The sequence below is a fragment of the Thalassospira sp. MCCC 1A01428 genome (genome assembly GCF_002115825.1).
GTDB lineage: Bacteria > Pseudomonadota > Alphaproteobacteria > Rhodospirillales > Thalassospiraceae > Thalassospira.
In genome coordinates, this window is the sequence record NZ_JFJZ01000002.1 from 16,198 (window position 1) to 37,815 (window position 21,618).

Genomic DNA, 21,618 nt, shown 5'->3' on the forward strand with positions numbered 1-21,618 from the left:
TTATAATTCGATAGACGCCCTCTGAATGGGCGATTGGCATGGGCACAGTAAGTATCACCGGCCAATAATCGAAGGCCCTATCCGGTTTTGCTCAACCAGCTTACCTTATGGGCGATAGATCCAGCCTTTTTCGGACTTCACCAAACGGATTTCATTGCTAACCCCGCGACGATCCCCCACGGTAAAGCCGCCTTCTTTCAGGGCCAGCATTTTCATTTTCAAAACATCCACGGCGTCACGCGCAGCTGCCCCCGCCGCATCAAGATTTTCGGCCTGTTTGCTTTGTTCCACCACGTCATCGGCGAAATCGGAAATGCTGCGATCAAAAACCATGTCATAGCTGACCATGACAGTTACAGCACCTTCACCATCGCTAACGCTGTTGGTTTTATGGACATTTTCAACATGAGCCACCCGGGCATAAGGGTCATTGCGAAAACGTTCAATCACTGCCGTGGTAATTTCATCGGGGCTAGGTTCGGCCTTTACGGCATCATTACACCCCGCCAGTACCGGAAAAATCAGTAAAAATGCAAAAATACGGGCAAAACGCTGCATCAGGTGAAATCCTTCCTTATTTTGTCCGCGATTTATAACAGCCGTCTATGAAACAGATATGGCGGAAATCGGATTTTGCCAATTTCCGCCATATCAAAACATATCTTTTTCCCCATGCACAACCCACAGCCATGATTGGGGAGTTTACGGCATTCCGCCCTAGCCGTGTTCGGCTTCGTGTGCAGCAAGAGCTGCCAGATTAACCAGATCGTTCACAGTCGCACCCATCTGGGTGATCTGGGCCGGTTTGGCCAAACCAATCATGACAGGGCCAATAACGGTGCCCCCGCCAAGTTTACCCAGCAATTTGGACGCTGTGGTCGCAGCATGAAGGGCTGGCATTACCAGAACATTGGCCGGTCCTGACAAACGACAGAACGGATAGAGTTTTAAAAGTTCGGTATCAAGTGCGACATCGACGCTCATATCGCCGTCAAATTCAAAATCTACATCCGAATTTTCAAGGATCGACACCGCTTCGCGAATCCGGTCGGTATCCTTGGTCCAGGGATTGCCAAATGTGGAGTGAGAAATCATCGCCACACGTGGTTCATGCCCCAGCTGTCGCGCCTTTTTGGCCGCCTGAATGGCAATTTCGGCCAGTTGTTCAGCATCGGGTTCGTCATGAACACGGGTATCAGCAATAAACACCGTCCGACCCTTGGCAATCGCAATCGACAGACCCATCGGGATTTCGCCATCCTTGGCATCAATCACGGTGCTGATATCGGTGAAGCTGCGGTTAAAGTTCCGCGTTAACCCGGTAATCATGCCATCGGCCTGGCCCATGGCGACCATGGCAGCGGCAAACACGTTGCGCTTCTGGTTGACCATGCGCTGGCAATCACGCCACAAATAGCCTTTGCGCTGCAACCGTTGATACAGAAATTCAGCATATTTGCGGTTATCCGTGGTCAGGGCAGCGTTGGTAATTTCAACCCCGTCCAGGCTTTCGATCCCCAGCGATTTTGCCGTTTCGATAATACGGTCTTCACGCCCGACCAGAATGGGCGTGCCATAACCGGAATTACGAAACGCCGCAGCGGCACGAATAACGGTTTCTTCCTCGCCTTCGGCAAAGGCGATCCGTTTGGGATGCGCACGCACATAATCGGAAATCAGTTGCAAATGGGCCGCTGTCGGATCCAGACGGCTACGCAGCTGATTTTCATATTCAGCCATATCAAAAATCGGCTTGCGGGCAACACCGCTATCCATTGCCGCCTGGGCAACCGCCTTGGGCACGGCAATAATCAGGCGCGGATCAAACGGGGCGGGAATGATATATTCCGGTCCATATTGCAAACGACGGCCCGAATAGGCGGCAGCCACTTCGTCAGGTACATCTTCGCGCGCCAGTGCTGCCACCGCATTGGCGGCCGCAATTTTCATTTCCTCGTTAATCGTTGATGCCTGAACATCAAGTGCCCCGCGGAAGATATAGGGGAAACCCAGCACATTGTTGATCTGGTTGGGGTAGTCCGAGCGGCCGGTTGCACAAATCGCATCGCTGCGAATTTCGGCAACATCTTCGGGTGAAATTTCCGGGTCGGGGTTTGCCATGGCGAAAATGATCGGCTGTTTGGCCATGCTTTTGACCATGGCCGGGGTAATCGCCCCCTTAACCGACAGGCCAAATACGGCATCGGCCCCCTTCATTGCATCTTCAAGCGAACGGGCATCGGTATCGGCGGCATGGGCCGATTTCCACTGGTTCATGCCATCTTCGCGGCCTTTATAAATGACACCGCGTGAATCACACATGATGACATTATCGGGCGTCACACCCATGCTTTTGACCAGTTCGGCCACTGCAATGGCTGCAGCCCCGGCACCATTCACCACCAGCTTGATGTCTTCAAGCTTGCGACCAGTCAGATCGCAGGCATTGATCAGGCCCGATGCGGCAATAATCGCGGTTCCGTGCTGGTCATCATGGAATACGGGAATATCCATAATCTCGCGCAGGCGGCTTTCGATGATGAAACATTCAGGTGCCTTGATATCTTCAAGGTTGATACCGCCAAATGTTGCCCCCAAAAAGCGCACGCAATTAACGAATTCATCGACATCTTCGGTCGACACTTCCAGATCCATCCCGTCAACATCGGCAAAACGTTTAAACAGAACCGCCTTGCCTTCCATCACCGGTTTGGACGCCAGTGCGCCCAGATTGCCAAGCCCGAGAACGGCAGTACCATTGGAAATGACAGCAACCAGATTACCCTTGGATGTGTAGTCATAGGCAGTGGCAGGGTTTTTGGCAATTTCCAGACAGGGCACGGCAACGCCGGGCGAATATGCCAAAGACAGGTCTCGCTGGGTGGTCAGCGGCTTGGAGGCGGTAATTTCGATTTTTCCGGGGCGGCCACTGGAATGAAACAGCAGCGCTTCACGGTCACGAACCTTGATTTCTTTTTCTTCCATTATGTCTTCACTGACGCTTGCATGGTGGGTGAGAAAGCTGTGAACCCGCAAACAGAGTGTGGGACTGCCTGAGGGGGTCACCTAATAAATCAGGGTTCCGCACGCCGGTCAAAGGACCAGTTGATGAAAATCACGATTTTTCCTGCATTTTCCGTATGTTGCATCGCAGCAATATGGATACGGCAACATCAGCGAAATGTCATTTCCCGGAAAAGATGCAGGGTGTGGAATGCATTCTCAGGTTGAAAGGACAATCCTGGCGGGTAAATACGACCCCTTGCATTACTTTTTACGCAAATTCCCTGGCACCGAATGGTCTGCCCGTTATCAGGAAATTGAAAAGGTTTTGGGCTTCGATTTACCCAGGAATGCCCGGGAGTGCCCGGCAATATTCAGCATGGTGGTCCAATGAACGCCAAGGCTCACATACTCATGCAAGATCGTGGCTCGATGCCGGTTTCAAAACGAGCAACGTAAATATTACGGCAGAATCTGTGTTATTCTCAAAATAGTTAGGCGACCGTTCAAGATCGCCTAACTTCATAAATCTCAAAATAGCGTTCGTATTCACTTAATCGTTAGTGTGAATATGAACATTATGCGCGTTATTCAGCGCAAAAATCTCGCGGGCCTGGGCTTCCTTGCTGGCATCTTCCGGGTCCAGACGGACCCAAAGTGCTGCGGAACCTTCCCTGATCGCCTCGGCGAATTCTTCGGTATGGGGGGTGGATGTGACCTTGTCGATGAAATCAGTCAATGCCATTGTGCCCACCCCGGCACCAATCGCCAATGCAAGGGCCGCTGTAGCCGCCCCCCCAAACAGGGCAATGGCACCCGAGGCCACCAATGGCACCTCGTATTTGACTTCGCCAAACATTGCGGTCAGCACATCTGACCACGACTGACCATCCTTGCCGGCAACATCGATGGATTCATGTGTGCTAAGGGCGGAAAGGTCGGTATGGGCGAACCCGGCATCCGTCAGCGCACGCACCGCCGCATCAAAGGATTCTTTGGTATCAAACAGGCCGACCAGTTCCGGCACCTGGGCTGTGCTGTGTTGTTCAGACATTGTTGTTTTCTCCTGGGTCACTGGTCCGATAGAAATTCATACAAGTATTTTATCATATATTGCAAAACTTTAGGGCAAAATAACGGCCCCTCTCGCCAAGTGCGGCGGGGTTTGATATCAAGGCTTCCATGAACACAATGCCCGGATCACCTGACAAAACCATGACCGCACCCGATTTTAACCGCGATGGCGCAACCCCGATGATGGTTCAGTTCCTTGAACTGAAAGAACAGTATCAGGATTGCCTGCTGTTTTATCGTATGGGCGATTTTTACGAGCTGTTTTTTGACGATGCCGTCAAAGCCGCCGAAGCCCTTGATATTGCACTGACAAAACGTGGCAAACATCAGGGAAACGATATTCCGATGGCCGGTGTTCCGGTTCACAGCCATGAAACCTATTTGCAGCGTTTGATCCGCAAGGGATTTCGTGTCGCTGTATGCGAACAAATGGAAGACCCGGCGGAAGCCAAAAAACGCGGCGCAAAGTCGGTGGTCAAACGCGATGTGGTGCGCCTGATCACACCGGGTACCCTGACCGAAGACAGCCTGCTTGATGCGCGACGTCATAACTACCTTGCCGCCATTGCCGATGTGCGCGGGAAAATGGGGGTAGCATGGCTGGATATTTCGACCGGCGATTTTTATGTGCAACCCTGCACCATGGCCGCTCTGGGGGCCGCCCTTGCCCGGCTTGATCCCGGTGAAGTTCTGATTTCCGACCGGTTATTGAACCGCCCGGAAATGTTCGATCTTTATAACGACTACAAAAACATCATCACCCCGCAGCCTGCGGCCCGGTTTGATCCGGCCAATGCCGAATTGCGCCTGAAAAAGCTGTATGACGTGGCCGCCCTTGATGCCTTTGGCGGGTTTGAGACCGCCGAACTTTCGGCAGCGGGCGCGCTGATTGATTACGTTGAACTGACCCAAAAGGGTCAAATGCCGCGCCTGTCGCCGCCCACACGGATGGCACAAGGGGCGGCAATGGAAATTGATGCCGCAACCCGGCGCAGCCTGGAACTGACACAAACCCAAACCGGCGAGCGCAAGGGATCACTGCTATCGGTGATTGACCGTACCCGTACTGGCGCCGGAGCACGCTTGCTGGCCGCCCGTCTGTCGGCCCCGTTAACCGAGGCCGACAGTATTAATCGCCGCCTTGATCTGGTTAGCTATTTTCATGACCACGACGATTTGCGCAGCGATTTGCGGGCGTCCCTCGCTGAATGCCCTGATATTGAACGTGCGCTTTCACGCCTGTCGATTGGTCGGGGTGGCCCACGGGATTTGGCATCATTGCGCGATGGGTTGGCGTGTGCCTTTGCCATCCGTAATTTGCTCGATCGCCCGGCAGATAACAGCCTTGATACCCTGCCCGCATCGCTAAATGATCATTTAACCGAGCTGGGCCATCACGGTGATCTGGTTGATTTATTGCGCCGGGCCTTATCCGAAAGCCTGCCGCTTATGGCGCGTGATGGCGGTTTTATCGCCACGGGTTATCACCCGCCACTTGATGAATTGCGCATGCTTTCAAGCGAAAGCAAAAAACTGATCGCCAATTTACAGGCCCAATATACCGAACAAACCGCGATTAGCAGCCTTAAGGTCAAACATAACAACGTTCTGGGGTATTTTATCGAAGTGCCTGCCAAACAGGCCGATAAAATGATGGAAATTGACGAATTCATTCACCGTCAAACCATGGCCAATGCAGTGCGTTTTACCACCGTGGCCCTGTCCGAACTTGAAGGCCGGGTTTCCAAGGCCGGTGATCAGGCAATGGCGCTGGAACTCGACCTGTTTGCCGACCTGGTAACATCTGTTCTGGCCCATGCCGACCCGATTGCCCGTTGTGCCCAGGCATTGGCCGGGCTGGATGTTTCATCCTCTCTTGGCGAACTGGCCCGTGATCAGGGCTGCGTGCGCCCGGTGATTGATAACAGCCTGTCATTTGATATTCGTGGCGGCCGCCACCCGGTGGTGGAAGCGGCCCTTCGTACGGCTGGCGAATCACCGTTTGTTGCCAATGATTGCCGGTTGGAAGATGAACAAAAATTGTGGCTGATCACGGGTCCGAACATGGCGGGTAAATCGACCTTCCTGCGGCAAAATGCCCTGATCGCCGTGATGGCGCAAATCGGGGCTTTTGTGCCCGCACAATCGGCGCATATTGGTGCCATCGACCGGTTGTTTTCACGGGTTGGTGCCGCCGATGATCTGGCACGGGGCCGATCAACCTTTATGGTCGAAATGGTGGAAACTGCCGCCATCATTAATCAGGCGACCGACCGTTCGCTGGTTATTCTGGATGAAATTGGCCGGGGAACATCCACCTTTGACGGCCTTTCCATTGCGTGGGCAGTGGTAGAAAACCTGCACGAAATTAATAAATGCCGTGGGCTTTTTGCCACCCATTACCACGAATTAACCGCCCTTGCCGCCAAGCTGGACCATTTATCGTGTCATACCATGCTGATCAAGGAATGGCAGGGGGAAGTGGTATTTTTACACGAGGTCGGGCCCGGCAGCGCGGATCGGTCCTACGGTATTCATGTTGCCCAGCTGGCAGGTTTGCCCAAGGCCGTGATCAAACGGGCCGAACAGGTGCTTAAAACCCTGGAAAAAGGACAACAGGGCGGTGGTGTCGCCAAACTGGCCGATGATTTACCCCTGTTTGCTGCCGCCATGGCGCAAGTGGAAAAAGAAGAAAAATCATCGGTCCCTGCCCTGTCAGACCAGCAAAAAGCCCTGCTTGATGCCGTGGGCAATATGGACCCCGACGATATGTCGCCACGCGATGCGTTAGATGCCCTTTACCGGTTACGTGACTTGCAAAAGCAGGCTGCCTTTTGATCCGGGGGACCTGCGCTGTTTTGCCTGATCCCGGATTGAACACTGGAAAAAGCGGTTTCCTGCCAAATATATAAATAAACAACGGGCCAAAGTTTTTGCTGGTAATGCCAGGCATCGCACGCAAAAATCGCCGTTATATTGCCCGATCACAGATGAACGCTATATTCCCCCAAAGGGATATAAACGCCACTGTGACCCGAAAATCTGTCTGAAAATACCCGAAACGTGCCCGTTCCCTGCAAGCCCGGACCAAGGACACCGCATTCCATTATGCTAAAAGTTAAAAACCAGCGTGATATTATCGACCGTCGCACCGTTTATACCAAACTTGGCAATATTGGTCGGGATGGCGACTTAAAACCGCTAAAGCAACGGGCAGCCATACTGGGCTGTTTGAAAGAAACGCTGCAACAGGGACGCGACGAAATTCGCACCCGTTTTGAAGACAGCAATTCCGGGCACAATGCCGTTTTTTCATACAGCTTTCTAATCGATCAGATCGTACGTCTGATCCACGATTACGCCATTGAGTTTGTATACCCCCTGCATAACCCGACCAAGGAACAACGCATGTCGGTGGTGGCCGTGGGCGGCTATGGCCGGGGCGATATGGCACCGCATTCCGACGTCGATATCCTGTTTTTATTTCCCTATAAACAAACCGCGCACGGCGAACAGGTCGTTGAATACATCCTTTATATGTTGTGGGACCTGGGGCTAAAGGTTGGTCATGCCACCCGGTCGGTCGAGGATTGCCTGCGCATGGCCAAGCAGGACATCACCATTCGCACCAACCTGCTGGAAAGCCGGTATGTCTGGGGGGATGAAACCATTTATGACCAGTTCCGTACCCGTTTTATGGAAGAACTGGTCAAAGGCAGCGGCCTTGAATTTATTGAAGCCAAACTGAACGAACGCGATGATCGCCACATTCGCATGGGCGATTCGCGTTATGTGGTTGAACCCAACGTCAAGGATGGCAAAGGCGGCCTGCGCGACCTCCATACATTGTTCTGGATTGGCAAATACCTGTATCGCGTCAACACACCGATGGAACTGGTTGATCAGCGGGTTCTGACCAAAAAAGAAGCCCAGGGCTTTTTGAAAGCACAGAATTTTCTATGGTCTGTCCGCTGCTGGCTTCATTATCTGTCTGACCGCCCCGAAGACCGCCTGACATTCGACATGCAACGCGAAATTGCCACCCGTCTTGGCTATACCGACCATGCCGGTGCCAGTGGCGTTGAACGCTTCATGAAGCACTATTACCTGATGGTCAAACATGTGGGCAATCTGACCCGCATTTTCTGTGCGGCCCTTGAAGAACGCCATCAACGCCGCCCGCTGATCCGGTTTCCGGCGCGCTTTTTTGGCAATAAGGAAATTGACGGCTTTCAATTGCGCAATGACCGGCTGGCCGTGGAAAGCCGGGACGTGTTTCGCGAAGACCCGATCCAGATGTTGCGATTATTTCTGGTCGCTCATCAAAACGGGGTTGGCATTCATCCCGAAAGCCTGCGCTGGGTGACGCAAAATTTGCAACTGATTGACCAGAACTTGCAAAAGGACCCGGCGGCAAATGCCGTGTTCCTGCAAATTCTAACACATAAGGTCACACCCGATATTCCGTTGCGCAAAATGAACGAAGCTGGCGTTTTAGGCCGCTTTGTCCCGGATTTTGGCCGAGTCGTGGCGCAAATGCAGTACGACATGTACCATACCTACACCGTGGACGAACATACCATCCGCGCCATCGGGATTTTGAACCAGATCGAATGTGGCGACCTTGCCGAAGAAGCCCCGGTGGCAACATCCGTTATTCACAAGGTGATTTCCCGACAGGTTCTGTACGTGGCCGTGCTGTTGCACGACATTGCCAAAGGCCGTGGCGGTGACCATTCGGAACTGGGTGCCGAAGTGGCCGAAAAGCTGTGCCCGCGTTTGGGCCTAAGCCCGGCCGATACCGAAACCGTGGCCTGGCTGGTCAAGGCGCATTTATGGATGAGTGCAACAGCCTTTAAACGCGATTTAAACGACCCGACCACCATTCGCGCCTTTGGCGACCTGGTGCAGTCACAAGAACGTTTGCGTTTATTACTCTGCCTGACTGTGGCCGATATTCGCGCTGTTGGCCCCAATATCTGGAATGGCTGGAAAGCAACACTATTGCGCGAGCTTTATTATGCCACCGACGATTTATTGTCGGGCGGGTTAAATGCCGACAGCCGCGATTCCCGTGTGGCCCGTGCCCAGCAAAAAGTACGAGAAGCCCTGACCGGTTGGGATGCACAGGATATCGAGGATTTCATTGATCGCGGTTATCCATCCTACTGGCTGAGTTTCGATACCGAAACCCAGTTACGTCATGCCGAACTAACCCGGGATGCCAAAAAATCCGGTGCGGATATTACAATTAACACCCGCATCGAAACCGATATGGATGCCACCGAAATTACCGTTCACACCACCGACCATCCCGGCCTGTTTTCGCAAATTGCCGGGGCAATGGCAGTATGCGCCGCCAGCATTGTCGATGCAAAAATCCTGACGCTCAGCGACGGTATGGCCCTTGATACATTCTGGATTCAGGATGCCAATGGCGAGGCCTTTAACGACAAGGGCCGCATTGCCAAACTGCGTAAAACGCTGGAACAGGTTATTTCCGGGCAATTACGCCCCAGTGGCGAAATTAAAAAACGCCAGGTGGTGGATAACAAGGCGCGCACCGCCGTCTTTAAGGTGGAACCAAACGTTATTATCGATAACAAGGCAAGCCGCACCCATACCGTAATCGAGGTAACAGCACGTGACCGCCAGGGGCTCCTTTATGACATCACCCGGGTCTTGCGCGATCTGTCACTGCAAATTGCCTCGGCCCGCATTTCCACCTTTGGTGAACGCGCTGTTGACGTTTTTTATGTGAAGGATGTTTTCGGTTTAAAAATCGACAGCCGGACCAAGTTTGTCCAGATCAAGGAAAGCCTGACCGATATTTTAAGAAACGATGACCGGTAAAATTCGGGAAAAATCGAAAAGGACGACATGACGAGAGCAAGGGTATCACCACCGCCCGGGATCTACATTTTGCAGATCAGGCTTGCTCGGAGCTGACAGGTCGGGGGTCCCTGTTTTTTGCTCTCGTCAGTCAAATTTCCAAGTGCTCGTGTCCCAACAAAACTTGGTATCATTAAAATATACCGGCCCTTGTCGAGTTGCATGTGACAGCCATCACAAGCCATAAATATTTTGTGAGGGTGCGGCACCGCCTGGCGCCAAAATTACCAATTCTTTCACCTTCCAGTGGCAATCTCGCGACTGAAAAATTGCATCTGCCGCCTCTATAACCCTCGGAACCCTTCGGATTTAGAACATTATGTCGCTTGTTCGTTCAATTGCCACCGTCAGTGGCTTTACCCTGCTGTCGCGCTTGCTGGGGTTCGGCCGCGATATTCTGATCGCTGCAATGCTGGGTGCCGGAGGCATGGCCGATGCGTTTTTCGTCGCGTTCAAATTTCCCAACCTGTTTCGCCGCCTGTTTGGCGAAGGCGCTTTTTCGGTTGCCTTCATTCCCCTGCTGGCAGGTGACATTGAAAAACGCGGCATTGAAGAAGCCCGCGATTTTGCCGCTAATGCCCTGTCAATCCTGGTGGTCATCACCGGGTTTCTGGTCGCAATTATCGAAATTGTCATGCCATGGGCAATGCTGGTTTTTGCCCCCGGTTTTTCCGAAAACCCGGAAAAATTCCATCTGGCAATTGAACTTTCACGTATCACTTTTCCCTATCTGGCATTTATTTCTGCCGTTGCCCTGATGTCGGGCATTTTAAATACCCTGCACCGTTATGCCGCCGCCGCCGCCGCACCGGTTGTTTTGAACATTTTTATGATCGGTGCATTACTGGGGCTAAGCCCGATAACCGAAACACCGTCCCATGCCCTGGCATGGGGGGTTATGATGGCCGGGATTGGCCAATTTATTTGGCTGGTCATTGCCTGCAAACGGGCAGGTTTTGCCATCCGCCTGCAAATGCCCCGGCTTGATGACAAGGTAAAACTGCTGGGAAAACGCATGATACCCGGCATGATCGGCGTCGGGGTATACCAGCTGAATTTGCTGGTCGATACCATGCTGGCATCGATGGTATCTGACGGGGCTGTGTCCTGGCTTTATTATGCGGACCGGGTACATCAACTGCCACTTGGCGTAATTGGCATTGCCATTGGCACCGCGATGCTACCCACGCTGTCGCGCCAGTTGCAGGGCAAGGATCCCTCGGTTGCAATGTATAGCCAGAACAGGGGCATTGAAATTGCCCTGTTACTGACATTGCCAGCCGCTGTGGCCCTGGCCGTTATGGGCATTCCGATTATCAATGTTTTATTTCAACGCGGTGCCTTTACCGCCACCGAAACCGACGCAACCGGCATGGCACTTACCATTTTTGCCTGCGGGTTACCGGCATCAGTATTGGTCAAGGTTCTGGCGCCGGGCTTTTTTGCCCGCGAAGATACCAAAACCCCCATCCGTATCGGTATTATCTGCATGTTGCTTAATATCGGCATGATCGTGGTTTTCATGCCGTTCTTTGGTCATCTCGGCATTGCAGCGGCAACGGCCATTTCATCCTGGGTCAACGCCACATCGCTGGGAATGACCCTGCATAAACGGGGGCATCTGGTTCTTGATCCGCGCCTCAAACGCCGCATTCCACGTATTTTCCTGTCATCTACGCTGATGGGTTTAACATTATGGGCAGCCATTTTTGCCCTGTGGAATGCCGATAACAACGCAATCATGCGAATAACGACAATGGCCGGAATCGTAATTGCCGGAATGGTCGTTTATGCCGTTATCGCCCAGTTAAGTGGTGCCACCAGTTTTCGCGAACTTAAAACAACCCTGCGGCGTGGCAGCCCGGCCTGAATACCGCACAACACCATGGTAAACGGCATTTTTCCCCAATTTGCGACAAGCTGCTTGACCTGTCCGTGCTGCGGGGCTTAACTCCGCGCTCTATTCGTTTGCTCGTCCGCCGGCGGGTGTCCACAACCTGGCGGAGCATGCGGACCTTTTTTGAACCTTCCTGAAATGGACGATACACACATGCAACGTGTTTTTTCGGGCGCACAGCCCACCGGTAACCTTCATCTTGGCAACTATCTGGGTGCAATCCGTAACTGGGTTCCCCTTCAGAACGACTTTGAATGCATCTATTGTGTCGTCGATATGCATGCCATCACCGTGTGGCAAGACCCGACCGAACTGCGCGCCAACATCCGCGAACTTGCTGCCAGCATGATTGCGTCGGGCATTGATCCGGAAAAACACATTCTGTTTAACCAAAGCCAGGTTTCAGCCCATGCCGAACTGGCGTGGATATTTAACTGTGTGGCCCGTATCGGCTGGTTGAACCGCATGACCCAGTTCAAGGAAAAGGCTGGCAAACACCGTGAAAACGCCTCGCTGGGCCTGTATGCCTATCCTAGCCTGATGGCGGCTGATATTCTGGCCTATAAGGCCACCCATGTACCGGTTGGCGAAGACCAGAAACAACACCTTGAACTGACCCGCGACATCGCGATCAAATTCAACAATGACTTTAATGCCGAAGGCTTCTTTCCAACCCCCGAGCCCCTCATTCTGGGGCCGGCAACGCGGGTAATGTCGCTGCGTGACGGAACAAAAAAAATGTCCAAATCCGATACGTCGGATATGGCGCGGATCAACATGACGGACGATGCCGATACGCTATCTAAAAAAATTCGCAAAGCCAAAACCGATGCCGAACCACTGCCGTCCGAAGCAGAAGGCCTGGAAGGACGCCCGGAGGCCCGCAATCTGGTCACCATTTATGCAGCACTGCTTGAAAAACCGGTGGCCGATGTGCTGGCCGAACATGGCGGCACACAGTTTTCCGGCTTTAAACAGGCCCTGACCGACGTTGTGGTGGAAAAACTGGCCCCGATCACCGAAGAAATGGCCCGTCTGAAAAATGACACTGCCTATATCGATGCGTCCCTTGCCAAAGGTGCCGAACGCGCCAATGCCATCGCCCAGCCGATCCTGCGCGAGGTCAAGGAAGTGGTTGGCTTTCTCAACAGCTGATTGATCCGCATTATACAGTCAAAGGCCCGGTCCCGGTGAAAGGGAGCGGGCCTTTTTTATGTTGGAATTACGCGCAATTTGACTTCTGGCAACACAGATAAATCATACCAATGTTCGTTGATCATAAACGGTTACCGGAGCCCTTGCCTTTCACAGCACAGGCCGTTTTGTGACATCGCGCCTGATCAGATCGAACCCGAAGCCTTTTGCTGCTTTTGCATGGCCTGATATTTTTGCAAACCATCCATCATGGTCTGGCTAAACCATGCCCCGACCGGCGCCTCGCCAGCATTATGCTGTTCGGCTTCCTGCACAAGCGGGTGTTCGGCAAGCGGATCGGTGGGTGTTGCAGTGCTGGCAGATGTGGCAGATGCCCGTGCCGGTTCGTTGCGGCTGGCAACCGGGCGGCTATCATTGTGTGACTGCGACCTGGTGTTCCGATTTGTCGCAGTATCCGCCGCCTGGGTTACAGGGCCAAGCCCCAGCGCCGCATTAAACCGGGCCGCCATTTCGGCGGCTGATAATACCGGCCCACCCGCCGTTTCATCACTGGCAACCGCATCAGTCATCATTGCCGGATGTACATTTGCAGCAAAATCATCCTGTTTCGAGCGTGCCTTAATCAGTTCACCCTGAATTTCCGTGCCAAAAACCGGGCCGGAAACACGACCGGTATTTTCCGCCCGCTGCCATACTGTGGCACCTTTATCGTGATTAACATGCACATTTCCAGACCGCCTTGATGAGGATGTTACGGGGTCGCGCTGTGCCACCAGTTTGGAGGCGTAATCACTGTGCCCGGCCCGGGCCAGGGTAACGGCAAGTTCTGCCGGGTCGGCGTCGCTGGCGGCCTGGGTTGCTGCATCCTCGAATGAAGATCCCGAACGGGGGTTTTGCAATGTCGAGGCAGAATTATTTGCCCCCGAAAAAGGCATCCCGGCAGAAAATGCCGCCTGATTTGCCGCAGATACCGGGGTTGCCCCGATATTTTGGGCTATATTTTCGGAAACCGGGGTGGTGCCGCCAAAGGGCAATGTCTGATTATTGGCCTGTTCTGTACCAGTTTGGCTATCGGCCATAACCGATGCCATCGACGTATCGCCAGTCGACCACGGCAATACCAAACCATTTGCACTGGCAACCCCACCCATACCAACTGCCGATTCGGCGCCATTTTTCGCACCACCAGGCCCGTTATCGTTTTGGACGACTGCGGTTCCGGCCGCAGGGGCAGCGTCGCTGTCATCCCCTTCAAACAGGGCCAGAACATGCTCGCCGGTATCAGCCCCGGTCGTACCATCGACAACGGCATCAATTGCCGCCCCGGCCAGGCCAAAAATGCCACCGAAAAGGCCGCCACCGACAACACGGGCCGCATTTCCCATTTCATCGCCGGTCAATTCGCGATACAGCGCGCCGACAACAGGAATATGTTGCAGCGGATTAATCACATCAATGATGTCACCAAAATCAAAGCCATCATCACCAAACAGAAAACTGGCAAAACCACCGGATTCACCTTCTTTTGCTGTTTCTGGCGTGGTCGCACCGGCCCTGGCTGCACCTTGCTGTGCGCCATTTGCCGTTTGTGCCCCCACACCGGGCGATATTTGCCGCCAATCTGCACCTATCGACATCGCGATCCTCCTCTTGCCAAAGGATATGCAACCCTGATGCCAAATCGTATTGTTCGACGAATTTTTTCAAAACCGGTGAGAAACTGAAACGCCCGAAGCCCGTAAGAATGCCGACAAAACAATTGCCCAACATACAAAAATGCCCCGACAAAAGTGCCGGGGCAGAAATAATTTAGCTCGATACGTTACCCCAAACCAGGCGGAACCAGCCCTTAAAACAAATGACCGGCCCGTTCTTTTTTGGTTTTCAGGTAAAAAGCATTATGGCCATTGGACGGAAATTTATGAGGGACCCGTTCGCTCACTTTTACCCCCCAGCTTTCCAACCCGCGCAGCTTTTCGGGATTATTGGTTAAAATCCGCACCGATGAAAAACCAAGCTGACGCAACATTTCGGCTGCCGGGCGATATACCCGTTCATCGGCATCGAACCCAAGTTCTTCGTTGGCATCAAGCGTATCAAAACCCCGGTCCTGCAAAGCATAGGCCCGCAATTTATTGACCAGGCCAATCCCGCGGCCTTCCTGGCGCAAATACAAGACAATACCGCCTTTGCCGCTGGCCGATATTTCAGCGATGGCACCGCGCAATTGCGGCCCGCAATCGCATCGTAATGACCCGATCAAATCGCCGGTAAAACATTCCGAATGCAAACGTACCAGCACCGGCGCATCGGCGGCAGGTTCATCAATAATAATCGCAATATGCTCCTGCCCGCCATCGGCCGGGCGAAAGGCCACAACACGGGCATTTTCGGCATTTTCCAGCGGCACACGTGCTTCGCTTACCTGGCGCAGGGACCCGGCGGCGGCATCTTCATAGCCGTTTACCGATTCTGCAGCCAAAACCAGCAGATTTTCGCGGGCGGCAAAATCATCAACTTTTGCCGGATCAACCGGCACGGTCACAATGGCGGGTAACAAACGCGCCAGCTTTGCCAGCCGAATGGCAGCGTCTTCGCCCGTTTGTGTTTTGCGCCAGGTTGCAACCGGTTTTTCAACCATATCAAGCAACGGATTGGCCCAAACACCCAAAGCAAGGCTGTCGACCTCGGCATGATTTTGCGGCTGCAAGGCACAAAAGCCATTTTCAGCGTCAACATGGCCCAGCGCCCGGGCGCGTACACGCGGCAGCACCAAGGCAATACCGGCTGCATTTAACGCAATGACACGCAAACGTTCCAGCCCGTGATCAGACAGGGGTTCGGTTGCAATGGCGGCAATCGCCGTTTTGTCAGACCGGATCAGGATCATTTCGCCACGGCGCAAATCGGCAACGGCACGGGAAACCGAAATCAGCTCGGTTGTTGAAATTTCGGATCGGGCCGAAATGCTGTTGGGCGAGGTCATCGTCATACTTAATTTTATTACCGATTTAGGGTCAAAGCGATCACAACATCGCGATCAGGCCGGTATGGGGCTGGATCATTCGTTCGTCAATGTCTAAAGCCAAAACAGTTTGTTCTTGAAAAAGTGACGATTAGAGTGTGAGACTTGTTTATATTGCAAATAGGCAACGCACACCTAATTGCCACAAAAAAGAACAGGGCCTGAATATAGACCGAATTTAGGGACCAGCAAGGGATGGCAATGACGACAGGAAAACAGGTTTTAGTGGTTGAAGATGACGCAGCGTTAAGCCAGTCACTCACCGAACAACTTCGCCTGCATGAAGAATTTGATTGCGTTGTTGCCCATAGCGGCCAGGAAGCGCTTGAGGCGGTTAAAGACAACTATTTTGACGTCATTCTGCTTGATGTTGGCCTGCCCGATATTGATGGCCGCGACGTGTGCAAACTCATGCGCCGCGCCGGGGTGAAATCGCCCGTTATCATGCTAACCGGGGCCAATAGCGATTCTGATACCATTTTAGGGCTCGAATCGGGTGCAAATGATTATGTCACCAAACCGTTCCGCCTGAATGTGTTACTGGCCCGGATCCGGGCCCATATTCGCCAGCATGAACAAAGCGAAGATGCCGTTTTTGCCATCGGCCCCTACAGCTTTCAGCCCAGTGCCAAAATTCTGGTAGAAACAGCCACGGAAAAGAAAATCCGCCTAACGGAAAAAGAAACCTCGATCCTGAAATTTCTGTTCCGGGCGGGCGACAAACCGGTTTCACGTGAAACCCTGCTTGATGAAGTCTGGGGATATAACGCCGGGGTAACGACCCATACCCTGGAGACCCATGTATATCGGTTACGGCAAAAAATAGAAAAAGATCCGTCGAGTGCGACCATTCTGGTAACCGAACCAGGTGGCTATAAACTGGTCCCCTAACGGTCATATCGGTCAGTATTGAAGACATGCTGGCGTCACATTGCCCTAACATAGCCTAAAATAATTACAGGATAACAATGGTGCATTGTTATCCTGTTTTTGTTGCCGTGTTCTGACAAATGAAAAACGTCGTCACAAAATAATCGCAACAGCGTCTTTACATCTTGGCCATGATTCCATCATCTCACCCAATAGAACATTTCAACCTTGGGCGCTTTTACAAAGAGCATGAAGTACGAACGATTCCCGATAGATTTAACGCCAGAAGCACGGGTTTTTATCCTTTTTTTCCCAAAAATCAGCCGTTTTAATCAATATTATAGGCGCGATGCCCAAAAATTGCCGTTCCAACCCGGATATGAGTCGCTCCAAGACGAATTGCGCTCTCGTAATCGCCACTCATCCCCATGCTCCGAACTTTTAAACCATGACGGTCGGCAATTTTGCCCAACAAGGTAAAATATGGCGCAGGTTCTTCATCAACAGGGGGAATGCACATCAGGCCTGTCACCGGCAATTTTAAATCTTCAATACATTCGCGAATAAAATCATCCGCATCTTCCGGGGCGATGCCAGCTTTTTGCGGTTCGCAACCAATATTGATCTGAATATAAAGGTCGGGGCAGTGGCCGGTTTCATCACGCAAACGGGCAAATGTTTTTGCCAGCTTGGGCCTGTCCAGGGTTTCAATGACATCAAATAACGCGATTGCCTCGCGCGCCTTATTGCTTTGAAGCGGGCCAATCAGATGTAGCTCAACACCCTGATAATCCTGCTTCAATAACGGCCATTTTTCAGCGGCTTCCTGCACACGGTTTTCGCCAAATATCCGGCGCCCGGCTTCAAGCGCCCCGCGCACATGGTCTGCCTCATGGGTTTTGCTTACACAAACCAGGGTAACCTCATGGCTATCACGCCCAACAACAGTCGCAGCCTGATCGATATTTTCCTGAATGCGGGCAAGATTGGCAGCGATATCGACATCGCCAGATGAAACGCTATGATCGCTCATGATATGCGAGATATCCTGGTTAAGTGCCCAAAGAAGGACGTTACAACGCAATGGAGCCCAACCTAGCAAAACTTGCCCGGCAACTCAATTTACGTAACGCCGATAGACCCCCTCTCCTTCGGTCCCTGCCTGCTGTCATACTCATGACCGACGATCATCGCCTTGTCGATCCCATACCTGCGCTTGCCAGGCTTCCTTTACACAGCATGGTTATTTACCGGCATTATAACCATCCTGATCGCGATAAACTTGCATGGCGGGTTCGGCAGGCATGCCGTAAATATGGCCATCTGTTTTTTGTATCGGCGGATATAGGGCTCGCAACTCGCATTGCCGCACATGGCCTGCATTTACCCGACCGTGCACAATCACACCTCCGCCATGCGCTTCAAACCGCACAATCATGTGGCCTTATGGTCAGTGCATCAGTTCATGGTCTGTCACAGCTTAACCGGTTACGGGTCTTTGCCCATAATATTGATGCCGTAATTATTTCACCGGCCTTTGCCACCCAAAGCCATCCAGGGGCCAAACATTTATCACACCAGGTATTTAACCAACTTGCCTGCCTTGCCTATCGGGCCGGGATTGCACCCTACGCATTGGGCGGCATTAATTATAAACATTTGCTGCAACTTAAATCCGCCCCCCTTTCCGGCATTGCCGGAATTGGCTTTGCCACCTAAATTGGCTTTGGCTGTGATATAGACCATAGCCGAACATTAATATCCGCCGGTTTTCCCGATTTCTGCCATTCCAAGGATCGTTACTTTGGCATCCACATCCCTGCATTTGTCTCGCGCCCGTTTTACCCGTTTCAAGACGAAGCAGCCCTTTGAATTTGGCCTGCCCAATGTTGCAGCCAATATCCGCCAAAAATCCGATGGCAGTGCCAGTTATTTAACCCGGGTGTCATCCCTTTTGCGCCAGCAAATCCTGCCTAAGGCTGCATCGGTTAAAATTGTCTCAGACACCATTCATCTGGATGTGCTGCCGCGTGATCACTGGCAACATCCTTTTAACCGCAAACGCATATTATTTTTAATACCGGCCGATGCCCTGGGCGATTGTGTTGGTATGACGATGTTTTTACGCGCTTTTCAAATAGCCTATCCAACTTGCAAAATAGGTTTGCTAAATACCGGCAGCGCCAGCGACATCTTCGCCAGCTTGACGAATATTGAAATCTTTCAGCTTTTCATTTCCGCCAATCAGCTTAAGCGGTTTGATATGCTGATTGATTTGTCTGAAATGGCAGGCTGGAAAGATATCGCAACGGCACCGGTTGATTGCGAAGGTGTACTATGTCGCGAATTTGCGATACCGCCTGTGCCTGAACCAGTGCCGGCACGACCAACAACTGAAAAGTTGCGAATCGGCATTTTACCAATGGCTTCCTCACCGCTTCGCACGCTGCCACCGCAATTTGTCGCGAAAACGATATCGGCAATTACCGATCAGGCCAGCGATATCTCGGTTGTCCTTAATGCCTATCAGGGCGTCAAGGATGCGTATAAGTCCGCCATTGGGCCGCTCCCGACAACGATAAACCTGATCGACGGCTTTAAAACAATTGCCGATCTGATGTCGTTCATTGGCACGTGCGATTACGTCATTGTTGCTGACAGTGGCCCGGCCCATATCACCAAACTTTATGGTATTCCGGGAATCGGCGTTTATACGTCGGCATCACCGACGGTGCTGCATGGCAGATTTACCAATATTACAGCATGGCAAAGTGATTATCACGGTGACTATTGCTCGGCCCCGTGTGGGCTTGCCAAACTGCATGCGACCGAAAACGGCGAAATCGGCTGCATGGGCAGCCTTGAAACATCGCGTGAAAAGCTTGTGGCCTTGCCATCCCGTCGTGATCCGGCGCTTGTCCAGCGTCTTTCAACTGTTCAACCCGTACCATGTGTCAGCCACCTCGTAGCAACATATGAACGGTTTAAAATATCCCTTACCGCAGATATCGCTGCCCGCTGCCATAGCTGATCTGTTGTTAAAAATCATTTTCTATGGACAGCCACTCGGCCCACGTCGCATAGCTGATAATATCGTTCAAAAAAAAGAGGGCGCCAAAGGCACCCTCTTTCTCGCGATTGCTGATCGTCAACTTGATTAGAAGTCGAGACGCAGACCGGTAACAGCGCCGTAGCCGTCATTGTCGGCAGCAGAGTTGTCATTGTCATCGTCGAACCAGAAGATCGACGATTTCCATGCAACGCCAGCGCCGAGCTGATAAGCGAGACCAAGATCCACCGTGCTTATTTCGCCATTTGCACTCGGACTAATGTTGTTGCTCATAGCTTTGGTCGAACGATTACCGTAATCAGAGTAAGCGTAGCTCAGGGAAACACTTGCTGCGTCCATGGCATAAGCGATACCGATGTCGTAGTTGTTGGTGTCCTTGGTAGCCTCAGTTTCCCGGTCGTTAATGCCATAATCGTCTTCAATTTGGCTCCAAGAACCACCAAATGTAAAGTTCCCAAAACCAACATTTACACCAAGGCCGTACCAGTTACCCTGACCTTTATGTTCGCCAACAGCGGACAGGCCAAGTGCAACACCATCAAAATCATGGTCGTAAGACAGACCAGCAGAAACAACCGGCAGACCTTCAGTTGTGCCCTGACCCAGATTACCACCGCTACCACCAGCATTTTTCGACTCGTCGCTATCGGTGTAAGAAACACCAGCGCGGAAGCCGCCCATGACCGGGGTGAAGTAGGTGATCTTGGGATCATCACCAGAACTCTGGACTGTGTCAGGAAGATAAGTGTCAACCCAGTTAGTCAAGTCGCCGTCATTGACGCCAACCGGGCCGACTGCCGGTGCTGTGAGTCCCATGTCGTCGGCTGCACCGTCGTCTTCGCCCATTCTGATCTGACCAAACGAACCATTAATATAGAGATACTGTTCGTCAACCTGATCGTCAGAAGTTTCACCTTCAAGTTCAACAACGGCGCCAACTTCGATGCCGTTATCAAGAATGGTCGAACCCGAGAAATGAATTTCGGTATCGGACTGGAAAGCATTTTTGTTATCAAATGCATCATCCTGCGAGGTGATACCGGCCCACTGTTCCATGTAACCACCGACCGAAAGTTTGATCGGTTCGGATGCGCTGGCAGAAACGGCGAAACCGGAAACGGCGACAAGTGCCGTGGTCGCAACAAGAATCTTTTTCATCTTTTCCCTCATTGAAAACAAACGCTGTTGGCGTTGGTTAGCAGAACATTTTTCTGTTTGCTGAGGACTACCTAATCCAATAAATGACCTTCGGTCAATTAAAAGAGATGATTTACGTGATGTTTTTGCCAAGTACGTGACAAAAAAATCACACTTCGCTCTTACACAGTTAATTTGGCTGATTCAAGCCATCGCTTCGGACTATTTTACACTGGTTGTAGCACGTACAAAACTGAAATGAGTTTATTTAATGACCATAGGTCACTTTGCGAGCATATTTTAAAGACGAGGCACCGACTTTACTTAATTCATTATCGAAAAAAACCACATCAAAGGCCCAAAGAAAGAATCGATTCCATCCCTGCAAAGCCCGCAATATCAAGACTGCATGATGTTCGCTGGCATCCAAAAATACAGCAAGACAGCTCTACGACGATTTTTGAGCGCCCTGAGGAGCAAAATTCAATCCAATTC

14 protein-coding genes are annotated in these 21,618 nt (G+C 52.1%); 7 read left to right on the forward strand and 7 right to left on the reverse strand.

Annotation, left to right across the window (positions count from 1 at the left end):
• Window positions 1-105 precede the first annotated feature (105 nt).
• The 3 genes from THS27_RS01685 to THS27_RS01700 all read right to left on the reverse strand — a co-directional run bounded on the left by THS27_RS01685 (window position 106) and on the right by THS27_RS01700 (window position 4,057).
• Window positions 106-558, reverse strand: coding sequence for a hypothetical protein (locus tag THS27_RS01685; RefSeq protein WP_085587293.1), 453 nt, complete (start codon window positions 556-558; stop codon window positions 106-108).
• 159 nt (window positions 559-717) lie between these two features.
• Window positions 718-2,985 carry an NADP-dependent malic enzyme gene (locus THS27_RS01690; protein ID WP_085587294.1) on the reverse strand — a complete coding sequence of 756 codons (2,268 nt, stop codon included), beginning with the start codon at window positions 2,983-2,985 and terminating at the stop codon, window positions 718-720.
• Between the two features lie 571 nt (window positions 2,986-3,556).
• Window positions 3,557-4,057, reverse strand: a complete 501-nt coding sequence (locus tag THS27_RS01700; RefSeq protein ID WP_085587296.1) for a hypothetical protein — start codon at window positions 4,055-4,057, stop codon at window positions 3,557-3,559.
• Between the two features lie 161 nt (window positions 4,058-4,218).
• Between THS27_RS01700 and mutS the strand changes: the two genes are divergently transcribed.
• The 4 genes from mutS (at window position 4,219) to trpS (ending at window position 13,021) form a co-directional block, all read left to right on the forward strand.
• Complete coding sequence (gene mutS / locus THS27_RS01705) at window positions 4,219-6,915, forward strand: DNA mismatch repair protein MutS (protein WP_371454916.1); 2,697 nt, start codon at window positions 4,219-4,221, stop codon at window positions 6,913-6,915.
• 270 nt (window positions 6,916-7,185) lie between these two features.
• On the forward strand, window positions 7,186-9,930 hold the full coding sequence (locus THS27_RS01710; RefSeq protein ID WP_085587298.1) for a [protein-PII] uridylyltransferase: 2,745 nt from the start codon (window positions 7,186-7,188) through the stop codon (window positions 9,928-9,930).
• A gap of 358 nt (window positions 9,931-10,288) precedes the next feature.
• Window positions 10,289-11,839: a murein biosynthesis integral membrane protein MurJ gene (gene murJ / locus THS27_RS01715; protein WP_085587299.1), complete on the forward strand. Its 1,551-nt coding sequence runs from the start codon at window positions 10,289-10,291 to the stop codon at window positions 11,837-11,839.
• Window positions 11,840-12,019: 180 nt separating this feature from the next.
• The gene (gene trpS, locus THS27_RS01720; protein ID WP_085587300.1) at window positions 12,020-13,021 is read left to right on the forward strand and encodes a tryptophan--tRNA ligase; all 1,002 of its coding nucleotides are present in this window, start codon (window positions 12,020-12,022) and stop codon (window positions 13,019-13,021) included.
• A 185-nt stretch (window positions 13,022-13,206) separates the two neighbouring features.
• Here trpS and THS27_RS01725 read toward each other — a convergent pair whose 3' ends face one another.
• Window positions 13,207-14,658, reverse strand: coding sequence for a hypothetical protein (locus THS27_RS01725; RefSeq protein WP_085587301.1), 1,452 nt, complete (start codon window positions 14,656-14,658; stop codon window positions 13,207-13,209).
• A 212-nt stretch (window positions 14,659-14,870) separates the two neighbouring features.
• Window positions 14,871-16,007: a GTP cyclohydrolase II gene (ribA, locus tag THS27_RS01730; RefSeq protein ID WP_085587699.1), complete on the reverse strand. Its 1,137-nt coding sequence runs from the start codon at window positions 16,005-16,007 to the stop codon at window positions 14,871-14,873.
• Window positions 16,008-16,247: 240 nt separating this feature from the next.
• On the opposite strand from ribA, the gene THS27_RS01735 reads away from it, so the two are divergent.
• Window positions 16,248-16,937, forward strand: a complete 690-nt coding sequence (locus tag THS27_RS01735; RefSeq protein ID WP_085587302.1) for a response regulator transcription factor — start codon at window positions 16,248-16,250, stop codon at window positions 16,935-16,937.
• 307 nt (window positions 16,938-17,244) lie between these two features.
• Here the strand turns inward: THS27_RS01735 and THS27_RS01740 are convergent, their stop codons facing one another.
• Window positions 17,245-17,949, reverse strand: a complete 705-nt coding sequence (locus tag THS27_RS01740) for a YggS family pyridoxal phosphate-dependent enzyme (RefSeq protein ID WP_085587303.1) — start codon at window positions 17,947-17,949, stop codon at window positions 17,245-17,247.
• Window positions 17,950-18,092: 143 nt separating this feature from the next.
• Between THS27_RS01740 and THS27_RS01745 the strand changes: the two genes are divergently transcribed.
• Both THS27_RS01745 and THS27_RS01750 read left to right on the forward strand, forming a co-directional pair.
• The gene (locus THS27_RS01745; RefSeq protein WP_168184799.1) at window positions 18,093-18,635 is read left to right on the forward strand and encodes a thiamine phosphate synthase; all 543 of its coding nucleotides are present in this window, start codon (window positions 18,093-18,095) and stop codon (window positions 18,633-18,635) included.
• An 85-nt stretch (window positions 18,636-18,720) separates the two neighbouring features.
• On the forward strand, window positions 18,721-19,947 hold the full coding sequence (locus THS27_RS01750) for a glycosyltransferase family 9 protein (protein WP_085587305.1): 1,227 nt from the start codon (window positions 18,721-18,723) through the stop codon (window positions 19,945-19,947).
• Between the two features lie 126 nt (window positions 19,948-20,073).
• On the opposite strand, the gene THS27_RS01755 is transcribed toward THS27_RS01750, so the two are convergent.
• Window positions 20,074-21,144, reverse strand: coding sequence for a porin (locus THS27_RS01755; protein WP_085587306.1), 1,071 nt, complete (start codon window positions 21,142-21,144; stop codon window positions 20,074-20,076).
• Between the last annotated feature and the right edge of the window lie 474 nt (window positions 21,145-21,618).